A 16,224-nucleotide genomic window follows, 5' to 3' on the forward strand; every position below is an offset into this window, starting at 1 on the left:
AAATATTATGATCAAGAAAATTCTTTTTCTCTCGCTTTTCAGCGGACTGACGATCGTTTCGACCTCGAACGCGCATGATCAAAAGGGAATGGTGGTGTCACCTCACGAAGGTGAGCGGTTGGTGCGAAACTGGGGCTACTCCTTCTTGATGAAGATCGACGAGAAAAACGGAGGCGCGAAACAATTTGTCGTTGGCTCCGAGAAGCTTCCGCCGGGCAAGTCTGTCCATGTCCACAAACATGACTACGCAGAGGAAATGCTGATCATCAATTCCGGTACGGGAACTGCCATTCTCGGCGATACGCGAGAGAAGGTCGGTCCTGGCGATATCGTCTTTATTCCGCAATATTCCTGGGCAGGCCTCGACAATACGGGCACCGAGGACATTGATTTCTTGTGGCTGTTTCCCAAGCCCGGAATCGAGAAATATTTCCGGGACACATCCGTCCCAGAAGGCCAAGAGCCGAGGGTGCTGAGTGACGCAGAGCTCGATCGAATCCGCGCGCTTCACAGCAAGTTTGTTACCTACCGGGATGATGTTTTGAAGGACTACACCAAGCCTGTTGCCGATTAGACGGTGACGGATAAAGCGATCCGCCGGAGTGCTCCCCATGTACGCTCGATACCCGATCAAGGGGGTGACCTACCCCACCGAGGCAGAAATCGCAGTCTCATTCAATGAAGGTTGCGCGCTCGAGAAGAGCGCCGGAAACCTAATCCGTGATCGGGCGCGGACACTTCGCGATAAAATATTGTTGATTTCGGACAAGGGCACGACGACTTACGGGGAATTCGACCGGCAGACGGAGGTGCTCGCCGCCGCCTTGCTGACATCTGGATTGCGTCCGGGGGACCGTGCGATTTTCCAGATGGGGACGGTCGAAGACACCTTGCTTGCCCTCTTTGGCTGCTACAAATCGGGCTTGATCCCGGTATGCACCCTGCCCCAACATCGAGAGCACGAAATAGCGGCCATGATCGAACGCACAAGGCCGCGTGCATATTTTGTCCAGAGGGATTTTTCACCAAACTTCGATCTGGTGGCCTTCGCCAACCACATGGCTGAACGGCATGGGCACGTGTCCCGGGTCATTTCGACAGGGGATTGCCAAGGCTCGCTATCCTGTCTTGCAACCTCGATGACGTATGACCTCGCGAGAAGCCAGTTAACCGGAATAGAGCCAGACGCACGCGATGTTTTGACTTTACAGCTCTCAGGGGGATCAACCGGCGTCCCAAAGATCATTCCACGGTTCCACGGAGAGTATCTCGGTCAGGCAAGCAGCGTGGTTCGACGCCACCGGCTAACTTCGTCGGACATAGCGCTGTGGCCCTTGCCACTCATTCACAACGCGGCGATGGTCGTGATGGTTTTCCCCATCATCCTCACGGGTGGGACACTGGTTTTGCAAAGCAAGTTCGACCGACGCGAATTTTTGGACGCGATTGAAACCAACAAAGTCACCTATGCTGGCAGCATCGGCCCGATAGCACAAAGCCTGCTTGACGATGAAGACATATCGACGCGTGATTTACGCTCAATGAGAATGCTCTTTGTGCTTGATCGCGCCGATGCGATCGAACGCCATGTCGGGGTTCCCACCGTGAACCTTTACGGTATCACCGAGGGCCTGTTGATGACGTGCGATCCAGCGGATCCTCGAGACTTGAGATTCGCCACTACTGGATATCCGACCGGTCTCAGGGATGAGATTCAGGTCCTTCAGATCGACGGAGAGGCTCCCGCAAACGAAGGTCAGGAGGGCGAACTATGTTTTCGCGGGCCACATATGATCCGCGGATACTACGATGCACCGGAACTGAATTCGACGGCATTCACAAAGGATGGCTTCTATCGAACTGGCGATATCGTGAAAGCCGCGAACGTAAGCGGCAAAACAAGCTTCACATTTCTTGGCAGGCTAAAGGACAATATCTCCAGAGGAGGCGAAAAGTTCGCCGCCGAAGAAGTCGAGCACATAATCGTCCGCCATCCCGCCGTTGTCGACGCAAAAATCGTCGCCATGCCTGATCGGCTTCTCGGTGAAAAAGCATGTGTTTTTCTCGTGCTCAGACGCGGGCAACCTTCGCCAAGTGTGGCTGAGCTCGGGCGCTTTCTGACTGAATCTGGACTGGCTCGTTACAAGCATCCAGAACGTATTGAGGTGGTTTCGGAGTTTCCCGTTACACGGGTTGGCAAGGTCGACAAGGCGGCCATGCGCAGCATGGTAGCCGAGCGCATGAGGCTGGAGGATCAGCCAGCGCAGTCCCTCGATGTCAATATCTCGGAGGGCGTATGAAGATCGCGGTCATTGGGGGCGGACCTGCGGGTCTGTATTTCGCCTCAACGCTCAAGCGTCTCGATGCGTCGCATGCCGTGACGGTTTTTGAGAAATCCCCAAGGGGATCGACCTACGGGTTCGGTGTGGCGTTCTCCGCCGGGGGGCTGAAATCGATCGAGACAGTTGGTCCGGAGCTGGGGCGTTCTATTCGGGCAGCATCCCAATACCTTCCTCACCTGACAATTGTCCATCAGGGTGAACGGGTTGTCGTCCGCGGAAACGATTTTTTCGGGGTGGCCCGTCTACGTCTGCTCGAATTGTTAACGGAGCGGGCTCTGTCGAGCGGGGTAGACGTCACTCACGGTAGCAATATCAGCAACAACGCAGACCTGGCAGGCTTCGATATGATCGTCGGAGCGGATGGCTTAAACAGCTTTGTGAGGCGCCATGAGTCATTTGAATCGAAAACAGTACCCTGCCGGAATTTCATGATCTGGTACGGCTCAGAGTGCCCCACCGATGGCATAGAACTGATATTTCAAAAGACGCCTTTTGGGCTCATGATCGGGCATACTTACCGATATCGACCTGACCGCAACACGTTCGTCGTCGAATGCACACCAACGACATATCGTACAGCCGGCCTGGATCAAATGTCTGAGCGGGAAAGTCTTGACTTCTGCTCATCCGTTTTTTCAGAGCATCTGAAAGGATCGGGACTTCGTTCAAATCGTTCGGTTTGGTTCAGACCGAAACTTGTCTGGACGCCACGGTGGGCCTGCGGGAATGTTGCCCTGATTGGCGATGCTCTAAAGTCCCTGCACCCCAGCATCGGCTCCGGGACGAGAGCCGCGATGAAGGACGCATTTGCTCTCGCACAAGCGATTCACATGCACCAAAGCGATTTTGTCGCGGCACTATCGACGTACGAGCGTCAACATAAGCCAATTGCCGAGGAACTTCAGCAGACCGCTCTGCAAAGCATCCAGTGGTATGAGACGATCGAGGACAAATTGAACCTCTCACCGATCGAGTTCGCGTTTCAATACATGACTAGGACTGGAAAAGTTACATTGGAGCAACTGGAACAGATGGATCCGTCGTTCACCGCGAGTTGCCTGGCCGAGGGTCTCGTTGCGGTCCCGCAGGCGAAGGTCTTGCCATGAACGTGTTTTCAGCGAAAGAAGTAGAGACCGATATCAGCCTGCCTCTCTATGTCGGCCAAAGTTTCTGTCGCGAAGTGTCGTTCAGTGCCGAAAGCATAAAGCAATTCGCGCGTCTCGCAGGCGATACCAACCCTCTACATCATGATTCAGAAGCTGCTCGCGTATCCCGTTTCGGAAAGCTCATCGCCGCTGGAACACAGAGTTCCACCCTGCTTGCCGGCGCAGTAGCGGCCAATCTGTGCAACTTGAGGCCGAGCCTCGGTCTGCAGTTTTCTTTCAAATTTCGGCGGGCGGTCCTGGCAGACGAACCGCTCGTTGCCACTTGGGAAATTACGGAGATCAAGCATGATAATCGCCTTGGTGGCGATATCATTACTATTAGCTGCGCTCTCCGCAACGAGGATGGCGCGTTGCTCGTACACGGCGAGATCGTAAGTCTGGTCAGCGACGCCGATGAGCACGCTCGGGGTGGTGTTCGATGAATTGGCGCAACTGGCCCCGCCAAAAAATCAGATTTGAGGTGCGAACCTGACTTGCGACTGCGGTCGAATACCCGACAATTGCTGGCGGTTGATGCAAATAGTATCTAGCAGCGTTCTCACTTGGCGGGAATTCCACATACTCGCTCTGCGGCCAGACATCAGCGGCCGGGCACGAGTTAATCTCGATTTGGCGAGGGTCTATGAAGAATCCCGCACCATATGCCTTTAGTGCGGCTTCCTTCTTCGTCCAATAGTCGAAAAACTCGGCCTCAGGCGCATCGGTTGAGAGGCATTTTTGCCGCTCGGTTTCAGTTAAGACGAGGTACCCGATATCGTCAACATGAATGGTGCGGCGTTGCTGGATGTCGACTCCGATGGAGCCGGCTCCCGAGATCCCTATCATGACGCATGACCCACTATGGGAAAGATTGAAATCGAAAGCGGGCAAATTCGCTACAAACGGCCTGCCGAGCTCGGTCTCGCGAATATCGATTTCTCGGGGTGGCAACCCAATTTTCCAGGAGAGTACTTTTCGCAGGCAGGTTCTTCCGGCTTGAAAAAGATGTGCAGGTTGCCCGTTGAGGCGGGATAATCGCTCGCGTTCATGGATGCTGAGGATGTCGGAGAAACCGTTCTCGACGTCCTCGCAAAGGAAGATGTCGAGACGGCCATCTACTGCGCCGTGGAACTCCGCAACAGGGCGCCAATCACATGCGAGGTTACCCATACTAATATGGGATTCCCTGCTTGTTGCAAAACCTGTAACTGCCATCCGCCCGCTGGTCGATCATGAGGTCATGCAATGGGTATTCGACGACATCGCAAGCAGTCCTATCCCCAACCTCAAGAAGCAAGGCCACCTGATTTTCGCGGTTCTCGAGATGATGTGCGGCGCCGCCCGCCTTGAAGCCGGCGCACATTCCTGGTCGAAGCTCCGCCTCGCCGCCGTCCGAGACTAACGTGAGGGTTCCCTTAAGGACAAAGATGAATTCGTCCTGATGGCTGTGGCGATGGTGAAGTGAACTATGCGAACCGGGCGCGATGGACGTCAAGTTGACCCCAAACTGGCTCAGCCCGAAGGGATCGCCGAGTGATCTCTTCTCGCGGCCTTTTAGATGCTCCGAGAGCATCTCTGGATATGGCGGCAGTGGCTGGATAGCTTCGTTCTCAGCCACGATTGTCAAAAGCAACGGTTGATGAGGCATGGATTTCACATCTTATTTAATGGGCGGCCAATGTAGGAAACAGGATTGTTTAGCGATCGTCGATCCGTTATGTTGATATCGTCGCCATAACGGAGAGTTATGAATGGATATCAACTCCGCTTTGAAGGCTTTTGTTCGTACAGTGGAACGAGGCTCAATCACTGGCGCAGCGCGCGATCTTGCAATTTCGCAACCAGCCGTCACCAAGCATCTGCTGAACCTGGAGCGGCATGTCAAAGCTCGGCTTCTGGAACGGTCGCCCAAAAATGTCAGACCGACCGACCAGGGCTTGGCGCTCTACGAGTCCTGCCGTCATGCATTGGCGTCGATCGACGCCGCGCTTGAAGGCGTGCGGCTCAATGTGGGAGAAATCGACGGACCCATTCGGGTTCACTCACCTTCCTGTATAGGGGAAAAGCATCTCTATGGCATGTTGGTCGAGTTTCAGGACGCGCATCCAGGTGTCAATGTCGAACTGGTTCTGGACAACCGCAACGTCGACCTGATCTATGAGAACTTTGATATCGCTATCCGCTATGGGAAAATCGAAGGGCAGAACATTATCGCCCGACGGATTGGCTGGATACAACGAATTCTTGTAGCATCGCCGGAGTTTCTTAATCGGGTCGGCGAAATCGGCAGTATCGAAGCCTTGTCCGAATTGGATATGGTGGCCACGACGTCAACGATCTCTTCCCGAAATACGATCTTCCTTTCTTGCGACGGTGATCAGGCAGTCGAACTGGCGGTCAGACCTGTCCTGAAGACGAATAACGCGCAGGTTCTGGTGAAAAGTCTTCTCTCCGGTCGAGGTGTCGGACCTGTGCAGGTGAACCTCATTCTTGATGAACTCCGGGAAGGCAAACTGCAGCGCGTTCTTCCCCAATATGATGTTCGGCCGACGGAGATAGCGCTTACTTATCCGTCGACGAAGTTCATGCGTCCGGTCGTACGCGCGTTTACCGATTTCGTCGTCCCCAGATTACGGACTGTGGAAGGTATCGTTGTGGCTGGCCAAGCGGCAACCAAGACTACAACAAAACGCGACCTGAACCCGCACGCAATGGTGCCTGACGTCGAACCAGTCGGTGGTGGCACCTCCTCGCCCGAGGCGCACGAGTTTGCGGCAAGCGATTAAACCTGGGTCGGGAGATTCTGAGCAACTGCATTCAGCACCATCTCTATGACCTAGATGTCTGCGTCTTCACGCGGGCAGCCCCTGATCTCGCAGCGGAGATTGATATACGACGATGCGGGCGTGATAGGGTACGCGCTCATAGAGGTCGATCACATCCTGGTTGACGAGACGGACACATCCGGAGGACATCGCCTTGCCGATCGAGTGCCACTCCGGGGAGCCGTGAAGGCGGTAAAGCGTATCCTCTCCGTTCTTAAAAATGTAAAGCGCACGGGCACCCAAGGGATTATCGACACCCGGGTCCATCCCACCATTCGCCACAGAATATTTCTCAAGCTCTGGACGGCGAATGATCATCTCACTCGGCGGCTTCCAACGAGGCCAATGCTGTCTCCAGTGAATTATCCCTTCGCCTTCCCATGCAAAACCCATTCGACCAATTCCGACGCCGTACCGCATCGCTGTGCCGCCGGCCTCGACGAGGTAGAGGAAGCGCGACGGCGTATCGACCACCACTGTCCCTGGCGCCTCGCCTGTCGGGTCGGTGACACGTTGCCGGTAATATTTGGGGTCCATTTTTTGATAGGGAACAGCAGGAATCGCATGGCCATCGTCCATAAGCGATGCGTAGCGTGCTTCCAGCTCGCCATTATCTGGAGCCTCCTCGATCGGACGGTAGGCAGCTGGTGCGACGAGCTGCGTCCGTGTTGGAGCTGTCGCAGCACATCCTCCAAGCGAAGCGCTCGCAGAAGCGGCTCCAAGGAGGAAAACTCTGCGCGACAGGGCTGGTTTGGTGTCGGTAATGTTCATCGGATCCGGGCAGCTTTCCCATTCGAATTCAGCCGATAGTCGCCAGATAGGCCGATATGTCCAGACGTTATGCAGTGATAGCGGTCATAGCCAATGGTTATGCACTATGTAGATGACTGCTGGGCAGCACGCGGCATTGGAGTGAAACTAAAGGCACATCAATGAACGGATACAATCCGTCCCCTTGCCATAACTATCAGATATGCTTGCAATTCCGTGCTGTGGGATAGACGCTGGTCCCGCTATCTGTTCCTTCTCAAGGAAATCGCGGCGCGAGATTTGGACTTGTGATGGCCCACACCCTTTCGTTATCACGTCGGCCACGACACCTATTTGCCACTTGCATGGGACGATTAACCCTGGGAGCTGGCATCATCTGGGGAGACCCGGAGGTCCGCGGGCGTCAACGAGGAATGAAGCGGCCGTGTCCGCCCATCGGGCGTCGGCAAGCTCGCCACATGGCATCTCGCGCCATTGCAATCGGCGCTAGACGGGAAGATCGGTGTCTAATGAAGCTTCTATCAACACCCAATCGAAGAACATTCCTAGCTTCCTTAGCCGGCGCGCTCAGCGCGATGATCGCGGATGGAAACATCGACAACGCGCGAGCGAATGCCCAACAAAATGACGAGATTATCGCTCATCGTCGCCCGATGTTCATCAAGGCGGCGGGCTTACTGGTTCACAACCTTGAAGGAATGATCCTATTCTACCAACAGGTCATTGGCCTTAAGATCATGAACCGCTATCAAGGAGGAGCTCTGCTCGGGATCGGCGGAGCGGGACTGATCGAATTGGTCCGAACCACTCGGGCGGCATCGTCTCCGCCAACGGCCACCGCTGGACTCTACCATCTTGCATTTGTAATGCCGACTCGTCGAGATTTGGCTCGCTGGATCGTTCATGCAGCCAGAAACCATTTTCAGGTGTCAGGGCTCGCAGATCACCGTGTGACGGAATCGGTCTATCTGAACGATCCAGAAGGCAACGGAATAGAAGTTTATGCCGAGCGCCCTGTTGACCAGTGGCACTGGAGCGGCGACCAGGTTGATATGGGAGTCTTCGATCTCGACGTGGGCGATCTTCTCAAGCTCACCGATCGGGAAAAGGACGACTACTCAAATGCGCCAGATGCGATGCGCATTGGTCATATCCATCTTAAGGTAGGTGAACTCACTGCAGCCGAGACGTTTTACGCAGGGCTGGTCGGGCTTGATGTGACGCGTCGTGCGCCGGGTGTTGTGTTCATGTCTTCCGGTAAATATCATCACCACGTCGCTGCGAACGTCTGGGAAAGCCAGGGAGCGGGCAAACGCGACGAAGGCGAGCTCGGCTTGGCGTGGTTTGAGATTGCAGTCACCGATCCATCCCTTCTGAAAGAGCAGAAGCGGCGTCTACGGACGGCGGATATTGCGTTGAAGACTTTCTCGAATGGGCTGGAGGTGGCCGATCCATGGGGCAATCTGGTTCGCCTGATCCAGATCTGATCATCAATCGGCACTGACTATTTCGAGGGCGGCTACTTCAATTTTAATGAAGTCAGCTAACGGGGGGCAGAACAAGATTAACGCGAAATCGTACGTTCTTGCATATTTTCCTGGTTTGCCGCCTTTCCGGAATATGAAGTTTTAGGGTAAAATGCTATTCGGGACCCAGTTTTGGGAACGAATATCGATCCCGAGCATCACTTTCTCGGCTAAACGTACGATTTCGCACTAATCTTGTTCTGACCTCATTGTGGCCTGCTTCGAGCGGTCGGACGCCTACAGAGCAGCCAACGACATTGCTTGCGTCGGCTGGACACTCATGGCTCTTCAGGAGCGGGTGAACGAACGAAACCGTCGTGACCGGCGAAAGATACGCAAGGTCATAATCCAGACCGTGAATCTGCTGCCTTTGCCTAAGCCAACGGTGCACTGAAACACCGGAAAGCGGTCCCGGCGATGCCCGCCGGGCAATGTTAATGGCGACCCTCCGGCTCTCTACATCCCAATCGAAAGAGCGTTCGCCTCCGGGCCGGAGCGACTGCGTCGCTAAGCTGTCGATCTCACGAAACAGGTTTCTTCAAGCGTATGCCAGGACCATCCCCGTTTTCAGGGATGAAGATTATACCGGCGTTTTCCAACACAAGGCGGAGATCGTCGATTGTGGACTGCTTGAGTTCCTTGCCTGTTTCAAAGCGGACAATCGTGTTGGTAGACATTTTTGCCAGTTCCGCGAGTTCCGCGATTTTGAGGCCAAGAGCTGCGCGCGCCATCCGGCACTGAACTGGTAACATTGTAAAATCGCCTACCGCAGGCGAATTTAGTTGATCCGCCATGTTTTCGTACTAGAGTATTCAGGTCTTGCATCATTGGAGACGACCGAGCACGGCGTTGCAACCGCCCTGCTCGGTCTAACCACAACCTAGCTATCTGGAGCTTGGATCATGGCTGATTCTGAGAATAGCAGAACTTTGCCCGTAATTACCCGTAGAAAAGAAAACCCGGAACGCGGCACGGCAGAGAACCTGCCACACATCATCGACCGCCGAAACCTTCTGCCTGTCGCGGCACGCCTGCTGAGGACGCTTGTTGTGGAACCCGGCGATTACCGGAAAGCTGGCGGCCCGACGCCCGTCAGAGAAATCTGGCCTCGCTGGTATGCCTGCCACCAGCAGCGCGTCAGGGCCACCCGTCTTAGAGAAAAGCTTGAAAAACAATTGCTCGAAGAGGCCGGTGGTCCTCCGGTCGCGACGCTACGGAATGTTGGAAAGGATGGCGTCATCGAGGTTCACTCTTTTGCCGACATCAATCGAATGGCCACTCAGTTCGATGCCGAACACCTGTCTCAGGCGCGAGCGGAGCTTCGAAGAGATCGGAGAAGATGGAAGGAAGCCGATCGGCGTTTGGGATACAGTGAGGCGGTCGCGCTCGAACAGGAGCTCACGGAACGGGCCGGGATATCCGGACGTGTCATGTTGATCACACGGCCCTCCTCCCTGACCGAAGTCACCGCAAAGCTCCATTGCCTGATCGTCATGCACGATCCCAGCCTGAAGCTCGAAGATACACCTTGGCCCGAGCTGCGGACGATGCTGAAGGATCTTCTCCGCATTGCCGACAAGCGCCGGCCGAAATCATGCGATGGGCCTGCATATCCTGGCAAAGCAGCGGGCGTACGAGGCATTCTAAATTTGGCGAAGCAGTACCAAGACGCAGCCAGCAAGCTTGGCGAGGGCTCGTCCACGCCCAACCAGGCACCACGGCGTCTTCTGGCGCTCCATGCGATGGAGCTCTATCTGGATGCATTCCTGCTTGCCAAAGGCGTGAACACCGCCACGATCGGCGGTTTTCGGCACGACCTCCGCGAGCCGACGCGTGTAGCCTCTGAAGCTGGCCTTGTGCTGCGCAAGCGTGCGATGGCGCACCTGGCAACGCTCTCGGCAAACAACGAGTATCACGTCATCAGGTATGCCCCTGAACTCATGTCCACGCTGTCACCGGTGAACCGAGTTATGGCGACGGTCGATGAGCTCTCGCGGAAGGTGCGAAAGGCGTTGCGGGTATCCACTACAGAATGATTTTTCTGTCTAAAGAACAGATTAGGGACTGATATAATAATTTATCTGATCAGCTCATGGGCTGATTTTAATATATTGATAATCAGCCTATAAACTGATATACATTGGCTCGTGATCAGGTTGTAATCTGAGGGCCATAGATGAAGAGCGACAATCGAAAGAGGGGGCGCCTGCGACTCGATGAAAGACTTCGAGCGCTCCAACCAATTGACCGGTTCAGGGCGCCGCCAAAGGGATGGGTGCGCGCACTACGCGACGCGCTCGGGATGACGGGTGCGCAGCTCGGCAAACGCATTGGCGTGCGCCCTCAAACTGTTGAAGCCATCGAGAAGTCTGAAGCCGCGGGCACGATCCAACTCAATACCTTACGTCGCGCTGCTGAGGCGCTGGATTGCACACTCGTCTACGCCCTCGTTCCAAACAGTTCACTTGAGACTGTCATCGAGTCGCGCGCGAGGAAAATCGCAACTAGCGAGCTTCAGCGCATCGCACATACAATGCGGCTCGAAGCTCAAGGCACAGACGAAGTGAACTTCGAATCCCGCGTCCAGGCGTACATTCGCGACAAGCTCTCCGAGCGTGACCTATGGAACGAGGCATGACGGATCTTTTTCAGGAGCCAGAGGACGCCACACCCCTTGAACCGCATGAGCGAGAGGGATTGCTTCAGACATGGATAACCCACCGTCGTGACCTCAACGAGGCGGAGCAGGAAAACATTGTGGAAGGTGCGGCTTGGGCGCGCCGGCGCGCGTCGCTTAAGCGGATGCTCAGCGAAGACTTCATGCAAACACTGCACAAGCGGATGTTCGGAGACGTCTGGGAAAGGGCCGGCACATTCCGAACGACGGAGCGCAACATCGGCGTTGAGGCTTATCGTATCGGCGTAGAGCTTGCGAGCTTATTGAGCGACATCCGCTATTGGATCGAGCACGAGACATTTCCGCCCGATGAGATTGCGATCAGATTCCACCATCGCATGGTCGCCGTTCACCCGTTTCCGAACGGAAATGGCCGTCACGCTCGCCTGACGGCCGACCTTCTGATCGAACGCCTTGGCGGCGAGCGATTCAGTTGGGGCGGCGGCAGCCTGGCCGATGTTGGCGAACTGCGCGCTCGATACGTCACAGCCCTGCGCGCGGCAGACAATCATGATATTGCACCGCTGTTGGAATTCGCGCGCACCTGACAGCCGTCGACTGCGCATCGCTCGCCTTGATAGGAATCGAACCCAGAGCCGGCAAACCGAAGAACCTATCACGCTGATTTTACCGCAAAAACACTCTCTCTGATCGCCATAGCTATCGGTCGTTCAATGAACCGCAGACGCGGAGAACTTCCCATGAGGCTGCTTCAATGGATCGGCTTTCGTTTGCATCGAGCCGTTCACGCTGCTCATTGTGAGTCCTTCGACGGCCAACTGTTCAACTTTTTACCCTTATTTATCCCAGGTCCGAAAACCGGCGATGCTAGTCCTTTTTCCAGAGGCGCTGATGTGTTTCGGCACCCAATTTGGAAAAAGGAAAGCATCATGAAAAAGCATCTGCTCGCCACTGTCGCACTTCTCATGGCCATCTCTCCCGTTGCGGCTGAAGCCCGCTGCGTGCCGAACACCCCAGTCATAGCCGCGAAAGCCGTTCCCGTCATTCAGTACAAAAACACGGTGATCGATGGCGTAAACATCTTCTATCGTGAAGCCGGCCCCAAGGACGCACCGGTGCTCCTTCTCCTGCACGGATTTCCGACCTCGTCCCATATGTTCCGCAACCTCATTCCGCTGCTGGCCGACCGCTACCGCGTGATCGCGCCTGACTATCCCGGCTATGGCCAGAGTGACGCACCCGACCACACCCAGTTTTCCTACACGTTTGAGAACCTGACCAACATCGTCGAAAAACTGACCGAAAAGGTCGGAGCCGATCGCTACAGCATGTATGTGATGGATTATGGCGCACCGATCGGATACCGGCTCGCGCTCAAACATCCCGAGCGGGTTGAAACCCTGATCGTGCAGAATGGCAACGCCTATACCGAAGGCCTCGCCGCGTTCTGGGATCCGATCAAGGCCTATTGGGCCGAGAAAACGCCGGAACGCCGGGAAGCGCTCGCCGGTCTGGTCACGCTCGAAACCACGAAATTCCAGTATACCGACGGAATGGGCGATGTCTCACATATCAGCCCCGACAACTGGGTCGTCGATCAGGCCTTGCTCGATCGGCCGGGCAACAAGGACATCCAGCTCGATCTCCTGGGCGACTACGGCAGCAATGTACCGCTTTACCCGCAATTCCAGGCCTTCTTCCGCGACAACCAACCGCCAACGCTGATCGTCTGGGGCAAGAACGACAAGATCTTTCCGGAAGCTGGCGCGCACCCCTATCTTCGCGATCTCCCGAACGCCGAGATGCACATTCTCGACAGCGGTCATTTCGCCCTCGAAGACAAGCTCGATGTGATGGCGCCGCTCATCCGGGATTTCCTCGACCGCAGGGTTTGCAACTGATCGATAGCCAAACCGTTCTGCGGGGCCAGCGGCCCCGCAACTCCCCCAACCAAAGGAAAAGATCATGACCAATCCCGTTTCGGGCACCCAGACAGCTGGTACCCCGTCCCTCTCGATCGTCCTCGTGCACGGCGCATTTGTCGATGGCTCCGGATGGCAACAGGTCCATGGCGAACTTGTCGACCGCGGCTTTGAAGTTCTCGTCGCCCAACACCCGACGACCTCGCTTGAAGGCGACGTTGCCGTGACCGAGAGCCTGACTGCCGCGGCTCGCCACCCGGTTCTCCTGGTGGGCCACAGCTACGGTGGAGCCGTCATCACCGAGGCTGGCGTCAACCCAAAAGTCCAGGCTTTGGCCTACATCGCGGCTTTTGTGCCGGATGCCGGCGAATCCGTCGCGGCCCTGAACGAAGCTCCTGAAGAGCCCGGCGAAACGAAGGCACCGTTGCTGCCGCCGCAGGACGGCTACCTCGTTGTCGACCCGGCCCGCTTTCCGGAAGCATTTGCCGCCGATGTCGACCTTGCGACCACACGCTTCATGGCGGCGGCGCAACTGCCCTGGGGCCTTGCAGCGGTCATAGCACCCCTCACCCATGCAGCCTGGAAGACCAAACCCAGCTCCTATCTCGTGGCGTCCGTCGACAGGATGGTTCCGCCCAGCGCGCAGCGCCGGATAGCCAAGCGTGCGAGTGCTGCGATCACCGAGATCGACAGTAGCCACGCCGCGATGCTGTCGCACCCGCAGGACGTCGCGGCGTTCATCGCAGCCGCCGCCTCGGCCGCAACGCCGACCGAAGGTGCCGGACAATGACCCGGCCCGTCACCCATCACCGAACCACCAGCGTTGAAGGCGTGGAAATTTTCTACCGCGAGGCTGGAGAGAAAGGCGCCCCTGTCGTGGTGTTGCTGCACGGTTTTCCAAGCTCCTCGCACATGTACCGCAACCTCATCCCAGCGCTGGCCGACCACTATCATGTGATCGCGCCCGACCTTCCGGGGTTCGGTGTGTCGGCAATGCCGTCTTCCAGCGAATTCGAATACAGCTTTGCCATTTTCTCGGATGTCATCGCCGGTCTCCTCGAACAGCTGGGCGCCGAACGCTACGCGCTCTATGTCATGGATTATGGCGCGCCAACCGGGTTTCGTCTGGCGGTCGCGCAACCGGATCGGGTGACCGCCCTGATCGTCCAGAACGGCAATGCCTATGAAGACGGCATGGGGGATTTCTGGGGGTCGACGCGGGCCTATTGGGCCGACAACGGCCCGGTAAACCGCGACGCGCTGCGGCCTTTTCTATCGCTTGACGGGACACGTTTTCAATATCTCGCCGGCACGAAAGATGAGACGCGGATCGATCCGGCAGCATGGTTATACGATCAGCTCTTCCTCGACCGCCCAGGCAGCACGGACCAGCTGGGCATCATCTACGACTATAGGACCAACGTCGCGCTCTACCCCGGCTTCCACGCCTATTTCCGCGCGCATCGGCCGCCGGCCCTGATCCTGTGGGGCGAGAATGATCCCATCTTCCTACCCGACGGCGCGCGCGCCTTCCTCCGCGACCTTCCCGACGCCGAACTTCATTTTTTCGACACCGGACATTTTGCCCTCGAGGACAAGGCGGACGAGATGATCCCGGTCATGCGCGACTTCCTCGCGCGAAATCTCACTCAGTAACTGAAACCCAAAAGAGGATAATGACCATGTACAACAGCAAATCCAAGCCGAGCGTCCTTCCGACCGGTGGCGGCGCAGCCCTCATCGATCCCTCCGACGCGCTGATCCTGCTTCTCGATCATCAGTCGGGATTGTTCCAGACGGTCAAGGACATATCCGTGTCTGATCTGCGCCGGAATGTGGAGATGATTGCCAGACTCGCCACTCTCTTAAACATCCCGGTGATCACCACCGCTTCGGAACCTGCCGGCACCAATGGTCCGCTGATGCCCGAAATCCATGAATTGGCTCCGCACGCCGTCTATGCGCCACGCAAGGGGGAAGTAAACGCGTGGGACAATGACGATTTCGTCGCAACGGTTCGGGCAACCGGCCGCAAAACTCTCATCATGGCAGGCGTCTGGACCAGTGTCTGCGTGATGTTTCCTGCACTCGACGCCCGCGCTGCCGGCTACGACGTCTATGCGGTGCTCGATGCCTCGGGGGATCCGAGCGAAATGGCCTCGCGGATTTCACTCGCCCGCTTCGTGCAGGGCGGCGTCAAGCCGACATCGACCAATGCATTGCTGTCTGAGCTTCACCGCACCTGGGCGCGTCCCGAGGCTGCCGAGCTTGGCAAGCTCTACGGGCTTGCCGCACCAAACTATGCCGCCGTGGCCGAGAGCTATGCCCGCGCGCAGAAGGCCGCAAGTGAGGCAATCTAGTACCTTGTGCATCCGACGCCCTGCGAACTGACCACACTTTAGGGAGATACGATATGAGTTACGGTTTTATGGATATCGCGATCACGCCTTCAGTTCGCAGGGCGCAAGCGGAAATGGGAGCGGAACATTTCTGGTCCGACTTCAAGGGACACCGCGAATTCGACCGGTTCACGGCACAGGAGACCGCCTTCATCGCACAGCGCGACAGCTTCTACATGGCCTCCGTTTCGGAAACCGGCTGGCCTTATGTTCAGCATCGCGGCGGGCCTGCCGGCTTTCTCAAGGTCCTCGACGATCGCACCCTCGCCCTCGTCGATTACCGCGGCAATCGTCAATATATCACCACCGGCAATCTGGCAGGGAACGACCGGACATGCCTGTTTCTGATCGACTACCCCGCGCGCACCCGCCTGAAGATCTATGCCCGTGCCGAGAAGCTGGCCCTTGACGCCGATCCGGTACTTACCGAGGCCATCACCGATGGTGCTTATGGAGCCAAGGCTGAACGCATTTTCAGGTTGAAGCTCGAGGCGTTCGACTGGAACTGTCCGCAGCATATCATGCCGCGTTACACCGAAGCCGAGTTTTTGGCAGCCTCGCGACATCTTTTAGACAAGGTCGCTCAGCTTGAGCAGGAAAATGCGTCACTGCGGGAGCGCCTCGATTTGCGACAAAACGATTGAGCACGAACCCAG

The 16,224-nt window shown here is 56.5% G+C and carries 18 protein-coding genes; 14 read left to right on the forward strand and 4 right to left on the reverse strand.

What is annotated here, in order from left to right; genetic code table 11:
• Window positions 1-7 precede the first annotated feature (7 nt).
• Genes AB6803_RS28725 through AB6803_RS28740 form a run of 4 tightly spaced genes read left to right on the forward strand, consistent with a single transcriptional unit; the run spans window position 8 to window position 3,930 of the window.
• Complete coding sequence (locus tag AB6803_RS28725) at window positions 8-574, forward strand: cupin domain-containing protein (RefSeq protein ID WP_371112096.1); 567 nt, start codon at window positions 8-10, stop codon at window positions 572-574.
• A gap of 37 nt (window positions 575-611) precedes the next feature.
• A complete protein-coding gene (locus AB6803_RS28730) occupies window positions 612-2,300 on the forward strand; it encodes an AMP-binding protein (protein WP_371112097.1) in 1,689 nt (562 codons plus the stop codon).
• Window positions 2,297-3,448: an FAD-dependent monooxygenase gene (locus tag AB6803_RS28735; RefSeq protein WP_371112098.1), complete on the forward strand. Its 1,152-nt coding sequence runs from the start codon at window positions 2,297-2,299 to the stop codon at window positions 3,446-3,448. Before AB6803_RS28730 ends, AB6803_RS28735 begins: the two co-directional genes overlap by 4 nt.
• Window positions 3,445-3,930 (forward strand): MaoC family dehydratase, encoded by a 486-nt coding sequence (locus AB6803_RS28740; RefSeq protein ID WP_371112099.1) that lies wholly within the window; start codon window positions 3,445-3,447, stop codon window positions 3,928-3,930. The genes AB6803_RS28735 and AB6803_RS28740 overlap by 4 nt, the downstream gene beginning before the upstream one ends.
• On the opposite strand, the gene AB6803_RS28745 is transcribed toward AB6803_RS28740, so the two are convergent.
• Together AB6803_RS28745 and AB6803_RS28750 are read right to left on the reverse strand one after the other, a co-directional pair.
• Window positions 3,890-4,657, reverse strand: a complete 768-nt coding sequence (locus AB6803_RS28745; RefSeq protein WP_371112100.1) for a 4'-phosphopantetheinyl transferase superfamily protein — start codon at window positions 4,655-4,657, stop codon at window positions 3,890-3,892. The genes AB6803_RS28740 and AB6803_RS28745 overlap by 41 nt on opposite strands.
• Window position 4,658: 1 nt before the next feature.
• On the reverse strand, window positions 4,659-5,135 hold the full coding sequence (locus AB6803_RS28750) for a cupin domain-containing protein (protein WP_371112101.1): 477 nt from the start codon (window positions 5,133-5,135) through the stop codon (window positions 4,659-4,661).
• A 103-nt stretch (window positions 5,136-5,238) separates the two neighbouring features.
• Between AB6803_RS28750 and AB6803_RS28755 the strand changes: the two genes are divergently transcribed.
• Entirely contained in the window at window positions 5,239-6,273 is a 1,035-nt protein-coding gene (locus AB6803_RS28755; protein ID WP_371112102.1) for a LysR substrate-binding domain-containing protein, read from the forward strand.
• A 66-nt stretch (window positions 6,274-6,339) separates the two neighbouring features.
• On the opposite strand, the gene AB6803_RS28760 is transcribed toward AB6803_RS28755, so the two are convergent.
• Window positions 6,340-7,083: a L,D-transpeptidase gene (locus AB6803_RS28760; RefSeq protein ID WP_371112103.1), complete on the reverse strand. Its 744-nt coding sequence runs from the start codon at window positions 7,081-7,083 to the stop codon at window positions 6,340-6,342.
• Window positions 7,084-7,592: 509 nt separating this feature from the next.
• Between AB6803_RS28760 and AB6803_RS28765 the strand changes: the two genes are divergently transcribed.
• A complete protein-coding gene (locus AB6803_RS28765; protein ID WP_371112104.1) occupies window positions 7,593-8,570 on the forward strand; it encodes a VOC family protein in 978 nt (325 codons plus the stop codon).
• Window positions 8,571-9,130: 560 nt separating this feature from the next.
• On the opposite strand, the gene AB6803_RS28770 is transcribed toward AB6803_RS28765, so the two are convergent.
• Window positions 9,131-9,361: a multiprotein-bridging factor 1 family protein gene (locus tag AB6803_RS28770; RefSeq protein WP_371112141.1), complete on the reverse strand. Its 231-nt coding sequence runs from the start codon at window positions 9,359-9,361 to the stop codon at window positions 9,131-9,133.
• 150 nt (window positions 9,362-9,511) lie between these two features.
• Here AB6803_RS28770 and AB6803_RS28775 point away from each other — a divergent pair, with 150 nt between their 5' ends.
• The 8 genes from AB6803_RS28775 (at window position 9,512) to AB6803_RS28810 (ending at window position 16,212) form a co-directional block, all read left to right on the forward strand.
• A complete protein-coding gene (locus AB6803_RS28775) occupies window positions 9,512-10,645 on the forward strand; it encodes a hypothetical protein (protein ID WP_371112105.1) in 1,134 nt (377 codons plus the stop codon).
• A 140-nt stretch (window positions 10,646-10,785) separates the two neighbouring features.
• Entirely contained in the window at window positions 10,786-11,247 is a 462-nt protein-coding gene (locus AB6803_RS28780; RefSeq protein WP_371112106.1) for a mobile mystery protein A, read from the forward strand.
• Window positions 11,244-11,834 (forward strand): mobile mystery protein B, encoded by a 591-nt coding sequence (locus AB6803_RS28785; protein ID WP_371112107.1) that lies wholly within the window; start codon window positions 11,244-11,246, stop codon window positions 11,832-11,834. The genes AB6803_RS28780 and AB6803_RS28785 overlap by 4 nt, the downstream gene beginning before the upstream one ends.
• A 342-nt stretch (window positions 11,835-12,176) precedes the next feature.
• A complete protein-coding gene (locus AB6803_RS28790) occupies window positions 12,177-13,148 on the forward strand; it encodes an alpha/beta fold hydrolase (protein WP_371112108.1) in 972 nt (323 codons plus the stop codon).
• 64 nt (window positions 13,149-13,212) lie between these two features.
• Window positions 13,213-13,959 carry an alpha/beta hydrolase gene (locus AB6803_RS28795; RefSeq protein ID WP_371112109.1) on the forward strand — a complete coding sequence of 249 codons (747 nt, stop codon included), beginning with the start codon at window positions 13,213-13,215 and terminating at the stop codon, window positions 13,957-13,959.
• Complete coding sequence (locus AB6803_RS28800) at window positions 13,956-14,825, forward strand: alpha/beta fold hydrolase (protein ID WP_371112110.1); 870 nt, start codon at window positions 13,956-13,958, stop codon at window positions 14,823-14,825. The genes AB6803_RS28795 and AB6803_RS28800 overlap by 4 nt, the downstream gene beginning before the upstream one ends.
• A gap of 26 nt (window positions 14,826-14,851) precedes the next feature.
• Window positions 14,852-15,529, forward strand: coding sequence for an isochorismatase family protein (locus AB6803_RS28805; RefSeq protein WP_371112111.1), 678 nt, complete (start codon window positions 14,852-14,854; stop codon window positions 15,527-15,529).
• Window positions 15,530-15,582: 53 nt separating this feature from the next.
• A complete protein-coding gene (locus AB6803_RS28810; RefSeq protein ID WP_371112112.1) occupies window positions 15,583-16,212 on the forward strand; it encodes a pyridoxamine 5'-phosphate oxidase family protein in 630 nt (209 codons plus the stop codon).
• Window positions 16,213-16,224 lie beyond the last annotated feature (12 nt).

It is taken from the genome of Rhizobium sp. RCC_161_2, from assembly GCF_041355235.1.
GTDB lineage: Bacteria > Pseudomonadota > Alphaproteobacteria > Rhizobiales > Rhizobiaceae > Rhizobium.

What these genes read in the sequence shown, in the direction of transcription:
- AB6803_RS28725 (WP_371112096.1), top strand. Translation starts at nt 8, where the DNA reads ATGATCAAGAAAATTCTTTTTCTCTCGCTTTTCAGCGGACTGACGATC.
- AB6803_RS28730 (WP_371112097.1), top strand. Translation starts at nt 612, where the DNA reads ATGTACGCTCGATACCCGATCAAGGGGGTGACCTACCCCACCGAGGCA.
- AB6803_RS28735 (WP_371112098.1), top strand. Translation starts at nt 2,297, where the DNA reads ATGAAGATCGCGGTCATTGGGGGCGGACCTGCGGGTCTGTATTTCGCC.
- AB6803_RS28740 (WP_371112099.1), top strand. Translation starts at nt 3,445, where the DNA reads ATGAACGTGTTTTCAGCGAAAGAAGTAGAGACCGATATCAGCCTGCCT.
- AB6803_RS28745 (WP_371112100.1), bottom strand. Translation starts at nt 4,657, where the DNA reads ATGGGTAACCTCGCATGTGATTGGCGCCCTGTTGCGGAGTTCCACGGC.
- AB6803_RS28750 (WP_371112101.1), bottom strand. Translation starts at nt 5,135, where the DNA reads ATGCCTCATCAACCGTTGCTTTTGACAATCGTGGCTGAGAACGAAGCT.
- AB6803_RS28755 (WP_371112102.1), top strand. Translation starts at nt 5,239, where the DNA reads ATGGATATCAACTCCGCTTTGAAGGCTTTTGTTCGTACAGTGGAACGA.
- AB6803_RS28760 (WP_371112103.1), bottom strand. Translation starts at nt 7,083, where the DNA reads ATGAACATTACCGACACCAAACCAGCCCTGTCGCGCAGAGTTTTCCTC.
- AB6803_RS28765 (WP_371112104.1), top strand. Translation starts at nt 7,593, where the DNA reads ATGAAGCTTCTATCAACACCCAATCGAAGAACATTCCTAGCTTCCTTA.
- AB6803_RS28770 (WP_371112141.1), bottom strand. Translation starts at nt 9,361, where the DNA reads ATGTTACCAGTTCAGTGCCGGATGGCGCGCGCAGCTCTTGGCCTCAAA.
- AB6803_RS28775 (WP_371112105.1), top strand. Translation starts at nt 9,512, where the DNA reads ATGGCTGATTCTGAGAATAGCAGAACTTTGCCCGTAATTACCCGTAGA.
- AB6803_RS28780 (WP_371112106.1), top strand. Translation starts at nt 10,786, where the DNA reads ATGAAGAGCGACAATCGAAAGAGGGGGCGCCTGCGACTCGATGAAAGA.
- AB6803_RS28785 (WP_371112107.1), top strand. Translation starts at nt 11,244, where the DNA reads ATGACGGATCTTTTTCAGGAGCCAGAGGACGCCACACCCCTTGAACCG.
- AB6803_RS28790 (WP_371112108.1), top strand. Translation starts at nt 12,177, where the DNA reads ATGAAAAAGCATCTGCTCGCCACTGTCGCACTTCTCATGGCCATCTCT.
- AB6803_RS28795 (WP_371112109.1), top strand. Translation starts at nt 13,213, where the DNA reads ATGACCAATCCCGTTTCGGGCACCCAGACAGCTGGTACCCCGTCCCTC.
- AB6803_RS28800 (WP_371112110.1), top strand. Translation starts at nt 13,956, where the DNA reads ATGACCCGGCCCGTCACCCATCACCGAACCACCAGCGTTGAAGGCGTG.
- AB6803_RS28805 (WP_371112111.1), top strand. Translation starts at nt 14,852, where the DNA reads ATGTACAACAGCAAATCCAAGCCGAGCGTCCTTCCGACCGGTGGCGGC.
- AB6803_RS28810 (WP_371112112.1), top strand. Translation starts at nt 15,583, where the DNA reads ATGAGTTACGGTTTTATGGATATCGCGATCACGCCTTCAGTTCGCAGG.